The 6,977-nt window shown below is 42.2% G+C and carries 8 protein-coding genes; 5 read left to right on the top strand and 3 right to left on the bottom strand.

Annotated elements, in window-relative coordinates; all coding sequences use genetic code 11:
• Positions 1-389 precede the first annotated feature (389 nt).
• From FD17_RS03300 to FD17_RS03290, 3 genes are all read right to left on the bottom strand, one after another.
• Positions 390-1,010, bottom strand: a complete 621-nt coding sequence (locus FD17_RS03300) for a cation efflux transmembrane domain-containing protein (RefSeq protein WP_057823559.1) — start codon at positions 1,008-1,010, stop codon at positions 390-392.
• Positions 1,000-1,347, bottom strand: a complete 348-nt coding sequence (locus FD17_RS03295) for an ArsR/SmtB family transcription factor (protein ID WP_057823557.1) — start codon at positions 1,345-1,347, stop codon at positions 1,000-1,002. The genes FD17_RS03300 and FD17_RS03295 overlap by 11 nt, the downstream gene beginning before the upstream one ends.
• Positions 1,348-1,447: 100 nt before the next feature.
• Positions 1,448-2,518 carry a 2,3-butanediol dehydrogenase gene (locus tag FD17_RS03290; protein ID WP_057823555.1) on the bottom strand — a complete coding sequence of 357 codons (1,071 nt, stop codon included), beginning with the start codon at positions 2,516-2,518 and terminating at the stop codon, positions 1,448-1,450.
• 217 nt (positions 2,519-2,735) lie between these two features.
• On the opposite strand from FD17_RS03290, the gene FD17_RS03285 reads away from it, so the two are divergent.
• The 5 genes from FD17_RS03285 to FD17_RS03265 all read left to right on the top strand — a co-directional run bounded on the left by FD17_RS03285 (position 2,736) and on the right by FD17_RS03265 (position 6,972).
• Positions 2,736-3,242 carry an acyl-CoA thioesterase gene (locus tag FD17_RS03285; protein ID WP_082617114.1) on the top strand — a complete coding sequence of 169 codons (507 nt, stop codon included), beginning with the start codon at positions 2,736-2,738 and terminating at the stop codon, positions 3,240-3,242.
• 80 nt (positions 3,243-3,322) lie between these two features.
• Complete coding sequence (locus tag FD17_RS03280) at positions 3,323-3,745, top strand: universal stress protein (RefSeq protein WP_057823553.1); 423 nt, start codon at positions 3,323-3,325, stop codon at positions 3,743-3,745.
• Positions 3,746-4,117: 372 nt separating this feature from the next.
• Positions 4,118-4,888 carry an SDR family oxidoreductase gene (locus tag FD17_RS03275; RefSeq protein WP_057823551.1) on the top strand — a complete coding sequence of 257 codons (771 nt, stop codon included), beginning with the start codon at positions 4,118-4,120 and terminating at the stop codon, positions 4,886-4,888.
• A gap of 198 nt (positions 4,889-5,086) precedes the next feature.
• Entirely contained in the window at positions 5,087-6,202 is a 1,116-nt protein-coding gene (locus FD17_RS03270) for a YibE/F family protein (protein WP_057823549.1), read from the top strand.
• The gene (locus FD17_RS03265) at positions 6,202-6,972 is read left to right on the top strand and encodes a YibE/F family protein (RefSeq protein WP_057823547.1); all 771 of its coding nucleotides are present in this window, start codon (positions 6,202-6,204) and stop codon (positions 6,970-6,972) included. The genes FD17_RS03270 and FD17_RS03265 overlap by 1 nt, the downstream gene beginning before the upstream one ends.
• Positions 6,973-6,977 lie beyond the last annotated feature (5 nt).

Below are 6,977 nucleotides of genomic sequence, written 5' to 3'. Positions count from 1 at the left end.
TCTTTGTCTAACTTTTCTGTTGCACTTCATTCTGGAATGATTGATTTGGGCTCTTAAATGTCCGGGATCAGCCGATTATTGCACGTTTCACCTAAATAATGGGGAAGCGCAAAAAAGAAGGAAGTGTGCCAAAAGGCGATTTTGCTTCCGTGGCATAACCTAGGATAACTTTTTGAGCTGAAAGCTCAGGAAGTTATTCGTAGTTGTGCATAGGAAGCGGCCTTTTGGCACACGTTATGACTGTATAACAGGAGAAATTCAAAGGGGCTGTGAGCAAAACGTTCGTTTTGTCACAGCCCCATCATCTTGAGGGTAATAAAAAGGATCCAGCTAAAACTGAAATTCAAACAGTTTTAACTGGATCTAATCTTAAATTGTTTCATGATTATTTACTTTCGACCTTCATTAAATGATTCAAGACCCTCACTGGCAATAAAGTATACCAAGATTAGGGCAAAGACCGAATCAGCCCACCACCAGTTGAACAGGGCGGTTAATAATCCACCGACCAGAACGGTTCCGGCCATGTATGCACAGGTGATGTTACACATACCGTCTTCAACCAGTGCATCGGAATGAAGTGCCTTACCCAAAGAGCGTTTTCTAAGGGTTAGCATTGGCATCAAAATGATTGACGCAATGGCAATGGCAATCCCGGAATAACTGGTATCAGCCGCCGAATGGGTGAACAGGTTGAACACGGAAACGCCAGTCACGTAAACTGACAAGAGCAGCAGGACGGACCCGACGATCAACGATGAGCGTTTTTCTGCCCGTTCAATTTCGTCGGAGCTTGCACCATTATTCTCCTTACGCAGCCGCCAGATCAGCGTACTGCCGGAAATGATTTCCAAGAAACTGTCCAGACCAAATGCAATTAAAAGGATTGAACCGGCTTTGAGCCCTGAATAAAGGCCAACGGCAAATTCAAAGGCCATCCAAGCAGTTGAAAAATATTCAGTACGTAAGCTGCGATCGATTAATATTTGTGAACTTGTGTTACTGGCCATGCTTTTTACCTCGGATAACGTGATCGGCATGCTCGAGCATTTCATTGATAACATCGAGAATGTGGGGATCGTCTAATTGATAGTAGTTGGATTTACCTTCGCGGTGGGATGACACTAGCTGATGCTTCCTTAATAATGCAAGTTGGTGGGAAACGTAAGATTGTTCCAGGCTCAATAAATTGCCGATTTGAGTGACGTTTAATTCCTGCTGTTCCAAAATCTGCAGCATCTGCAGACGGTTGGGATTGCTCAACAGCTTAAAAATGCGTTCTGATTCTGCTAAATGTTTATCGTCAATCAACGTAATTGATCTTTGAGAAAGTGGCGAGTCAACCATGTATGTCATTCCTTTCATATGAATATAATAACATATGTTTCTCAAAATACAAAAAACTGGAACTCGGATTCGAGTTCCAGCTGGATCGTCATTCTTGAATTTAAAGTGATGGATCAATCATAATCTTAACTTGCGATTTATCAGTTGAAAGTGCCTTGATTCCTTCTTCAAGGGCATTGTCCAGGCTGACTTTCTTAGTGACAACTTTTGCAAAGAGGTCTTTGTTGTTGTCGATAATTCCCAAAACGTTAGGGAATGAGTTGTTGTAGCAAAGGGTTGTGATAACGTCTTTACCCTGCATAATCAAGTCGTCGGTCATGTTCATGGTAACTGGCTTTGCATAGAGGGCAACGACTTGGATGATACCTGTCCGTTTGGTTACCTTGAGAGCTGAATCAAAGGTTGCCTGAACTCCAGCGCAGTCAAAGGTAATATCAACGCCATTTGGCAAATCTTTCTTGATGATTGCTTCAACGTCGTCTTTAGATGGATCCAAAACGTTTTCAATGCCGAGTTCCTTGGCTTTAGCTAAACGAACCTTTGAAACATCAACGATATAAACGTGGTTGGCACCAGCAATTTTTGCTAAAACAGCTTGGAGCAATCCGATTGGGCCGGCACCCATAACAGCAACGTTTTGGCCTTCACGTAAATGACTCTTCTTGATAGCTTCATAAACAACTGCTGTAGGTTCAGCCAATGCACCCAATTCAAAGTCCATGTCATCGGGCATCTTGTGGGCAAATACACCTTGAACATTGGCAAATTCGGCCATTCCGCCATCTTCTGAGAAGCCGAGGAAGTTTCCAGCACCATCGGTTGAAACAGCTCTGTTACAGAAGTTGTAGTTCCCTGCGCGACAGTTTTCACATTTTCCACAGGCAAGAAGTGGTTCTACAGCTACGTGGTCACCAACTTTGAGGTCATCAACGTCTTTTCCGACTTTGACAACTTCACCTGAGAACTCATGACCTAAAGTGATTGGAACAGTCTTACCGGTTAGTGGATAAGGAACGGTTGGTAAGCCCCAGCCTTCAAGGTAGGCGTGTAAATCACTCCCACAAATTCCACAATATTTAACTTTTAATTGAACTTGATCATCCTTTGGTTCTGGGATCTCTACATCTTCAACACGGATATCTTTTTCACCATAAATACGTACTGCTTTCATGTTATGACCTCCTAGAATGTAAATCTAATATCATCAACACCATTAGTTTACACCGTTATGAAATCGCTTACAATCCTAAAAGAAAAAAATTAAAATTTAGTTCACAAGCCAGACAACTGGGCATGAAAATGCTTGCCATTCTGGGGATGAAAAGGGTATCATTATATGTGTATATTATATAACAAGGCGCTAAAAATCCGTTTGTTTGGAGGATATTATGATCGAAACAATTAAGTGTGCAGACACCAGGTCAATTCACGAGAGTTACGTGTTCCCAGCTCAATTGAATAACAGTCAAATTCAGTTTGGCGGCGAAACTCTGCGGATTTTGGATGCCAATGCCGGCTTGGCAGGGGTGAAATTTCTTCCAGGAAATTTATCCTTTGTGACTGCTGGGTATGATCACGTGCAGTTCCTGTCACCGGCACAACCCAATGACATATTAACCTGCATTTCGTATGTGACCGGAAGCAGCCAACGGGCAGTCGAAGTCTTCACCAAATTTCTGACCACGGACACCAAGACAAAAGAGGTCAAAGTCGCCTTTTTGGCTTTCTGTACTTTGATCGTTACCGATAAAATTGATGAAATTCATTTTCCAAAGTTGATTGCGGAATCCGATGAAGAAAAGTATCTCTTGGAAACTTATGAAGAGCGTCTAAAGGCCCGTCATTCAGAGTTGGCTGATAACAAGACGATTTTGGGCCATTTGAATTTGAAATAGCCTCTCAGGACTAGATTCATGTATATTCATTCACACAATGGTAAGATAAAATTGGATAGATAATTATGGAGGTGTTGGATATGTATGAAACAATTTTGGTACCTGTTGATGGTAGTGATAACGCAAAGAAAGCTGTTGAAGAAGCAGCTAATCTGGCCAAGGCCTTTGACTCCACTCTACAGATTGTGTCAGTGGCAAGTGATCAACGCTATGTTCAGTACGGCGTCACTTTGGGCCAGGACGTCATGGAATCATTCCGTGATCGAGCTGAAGAAATCTTAAGTGATGCAAAAGATATTGCAGAGAAAAAGGACGTCAAGGCAGAAACCCACTTCGTAGTCGGCGTTCCCAAAATTCAAATTTCAAAGGAACTTCCTGAGAAGTATGGTGCTTCGTTAATCGTAATCGGAAAATCAGGAGTAAACGGCATATCCAGGGCAATCCTGGGATCTACCACCGCTTATGTTGTACGACATTCGACGGTGAATGTGATGGTGGTATAGTGTGCGACGAGGCTCGGGTGATCCTGGAGTCCTAACTGAAAAGATCTGGTAGGGAACGATCCTGGGTTCCCTGCCAGATCTTTTTGGTTAGGTGCAAGGATCAGAGCCGTCGGAGCATAGCTCAAAAGCCGAAGGGAGCTGTAAGTAAGATAACAATCACAATCCCTGTAGCATCAATACAAATGAACATGCGGTTGTCATTATACTTTTCCCAGGTTAACAACGATTTCAGAATGTTTGTTCTGATACTCTAATCAGCCATAAAAGCCAATAGTATTCATGCCGGTTAATTGATAAAGCGCTTACGTTATTATACAATTAACTTGTACTTATAGATAAGTGTTTTGGATTTTAGGGGAAAGGAAGATAACAATGACTGATTTATTAAAGGGCAAAGTCGCAATCGTCACTGGAGCAGGTTCTGGAATGGGGCGTCAGATTTCAGAATTATTTGTAAGTGAAGGTGCCAAAGTCATGTTGGCTGATATCAATCCGGATGGTTTGAAGGAAACTGCTGATCAAATTGACCCTTCTGGAAATTCGACCAGTTCCGTAATCTGTAACGTTGCCAAAGAAGCAGATATTGTTAACATGGTGAAAGAAACCATTGATATTTATTCAAAAATTGATGTACTTGTTAACAATGCAGGAATTGTCGACAACATCAAGACGGTTGAGAATATGACTGATGATATGTGGGACAGGGTCCTTGCAATCAATTTGACCGGACCATTCAAAGCTTCCCGGGAAGTCATTAAGTATATGAAGGACCAAAAAGATGGTGGAAATATTATTAATATGGCATCCGTTGGTGGCTTGTTTGGCTCTCGAGGTGGAGCTGCCTACACTGCAACTAAACACGGTATTATCGGCTTAACTAAGAACATTGCGGCAACCTACGGAATTTATCATAATATCCGTGCTAATGCGATTGCGCCGGGAAATATCGCAACCAACATCCAAAAGACAATCAACGACCCAGATGAATTAGGGATGAAAGCAATGAGTGCTGTTGGTGGAATGACTGCACCAGTCGGTAAGCCAGAACAAATTGCCCGAGTTGCATTGTTCCTGGCATCAGATCAATCGAATTTCATTAATGGAGCAGTTATTACTGCCGATGGTGGTTGGACATCCATGTAACAATCTTTGAAATTTCGGAAAAATGAATATTGTTAATGTTGAGCTGAAATTCATATGGTGGCTCAGCATTTTTTTGGGCACAAATCGGAGCCAGTAGGCAGATCTTCTCTTGAACCTTTCACTTTCCTAACGATTGAAGCAAAATCCATAATTCCATTTCCACAAATGTTACAATAATTCTAAAATTAATCTGAAAAGATGTGCGATATGGACACTAAATTGAGGAGTAAAATGACTTGGCTTCAGATTTTGCTGGTGGTGGCCTTTTGTTTCTTGGCCGCCTTTTTCTGCCAACACAACGATGCTTTGTATCATCAAACAATTTATCGGGTGGACCGGGTTCAAAATGGTAAGGCTGTCAAGATGACCGACGAATTTCAAAACGTTGACCATTACCACAATCAAAAGTTGTTCGGCACAATTACCAACGGCAAACATGCTGGGGACAAGTTACAAATTAAAAATTCATACTCTGATTCCCACGCGATGGATCACCAATATACCAAAGGACAAAAATTATTCATTACACTGCATACCCAGCCAAAACTCCACGCAACGGTGAAGGATATTAAACGGGATGCGCCAATTGCTTTTCTATTCGCAATCGCAATCAGTCTGCTTTTTGTGATTCTCAAGCTAAGGGGAGTCACAGTTATTTCCAGTATTTTGATCAACACAATTCTGTTTTGGATTGCCGTCAAGATTGATCATGCGAATAATGGTGCGGCAGTTATCTGGATTTTTAGTGTGTTGGCAGTTATTTTTTGCTTTGTTACACTACTGTTGGTTATGGGATGGAGCAAAAAGATGCTGGTTACCTTATCGGCGGTGCTCTGCGCAACGGCTGCGACAATTCTAATTACCCTAATTGTCTTCGGTCTTACAAATGAACGGGGTATTTATTATGAATCAATGCAGTACGTGACCCAGTTACCCAAGCCGTTATTCATTGCTGAGGTCCTGATTGGGGTTCTTGGTGCTGTTATGGATGAGGCTACCGACATTGTGGCTTCCCTGGCGACTTTGAAGCAGGAGCGACCACAGTTGAGCCGGATGGACATTTTCAAATCCGGCCGCCAAATTGGTAAATCGATTATGGGACCGCTGATTAACGTCTTGTTCTTTATTTTTATGGCCGAAACTTTGGCAATGACCTTACTGTATTTGAAAAATGGCAATACCTGGCACTATTCATTTTCGATGAATATGTCTTTGGGGATGACGTCCAGCCTGATTAGCGGGATTGGAATTGTCCTGACGGTTATTTTGTCGAGTGTCTTTGCCGGACTTTGGATTAAAGGGGATGAACGCTAATGGGTTCAATTACCGCACTTGGGTTGGTTCTTCTTGTGTTGATGATTATTGTTGGCGGCAGGCAGGGAATTACTTCGTTTTTGAGTCTGGTCGTTAATTTTGGCATTCTTTTCTTTACGATTGTGTTGATTGCCTTTCATCTGCCGCCAATTATCGTCACAATTGTTTCCAGTGTTATTTTATTATCGATTACGATCTTTTGGAGCAGTGCCAGTGACAATGCTTCAACGACGGCTTTTCAGGCATCGGTTATCGTTTTAATCCTGATTGTGATTATCATTATCCCGATTGAATACTGGGCGCAAGTTGGGGGCTTTGGCCTGGAAGACAGTGAAGAACTCGAAGGCTTATCAACCTATGTGGGCATTAACTTCACAAAGATTGCCATTGCCACCGCCATTTTGAGTTCTCTGGGAGCTGTCGCGGAAGCTTCGATTGCGATTGCGTCGGGGCTTGATGAAATTGTCTCGCAACACACGGAAATTAAAAGCAGTCAGTTATTTATTGACGGGACAGTGATTGGCAAACAAATCATTGGAACAGCCGTCAATACACTGTTTTTCGGCTTCTTTGGCAGTTCTTTAGCGCTGTTTATCTGGTTCTACGGCCTTGATTATTCATTTGGCGAAATTTTAAATGACAAAGTTTTTGCGGCTGAATTGATTGCCATTGTGGTTTCCTTGATCGGCGTGGTCACGACTATTCCGATTACCACATGGATCATGAGTTTTAGGTTGAAACGTCTCCATAAATCCCAACTAAAGGAATAAGTTGT

This window comes from Lentilactobacillus sunkii DSM 19904, assembly GCF_001435575.1.
GTDB lineage: Bacteria > Bacillota > Bacilli > Lactobacillales > Lactobacillaceae > Lentilactobacillus > Lentilactobacillus sunkii.
Note: the sequence above shows the minus strand (reverse complement) of the source record. Positions and strands in the feature narration are given on the sequence as shown.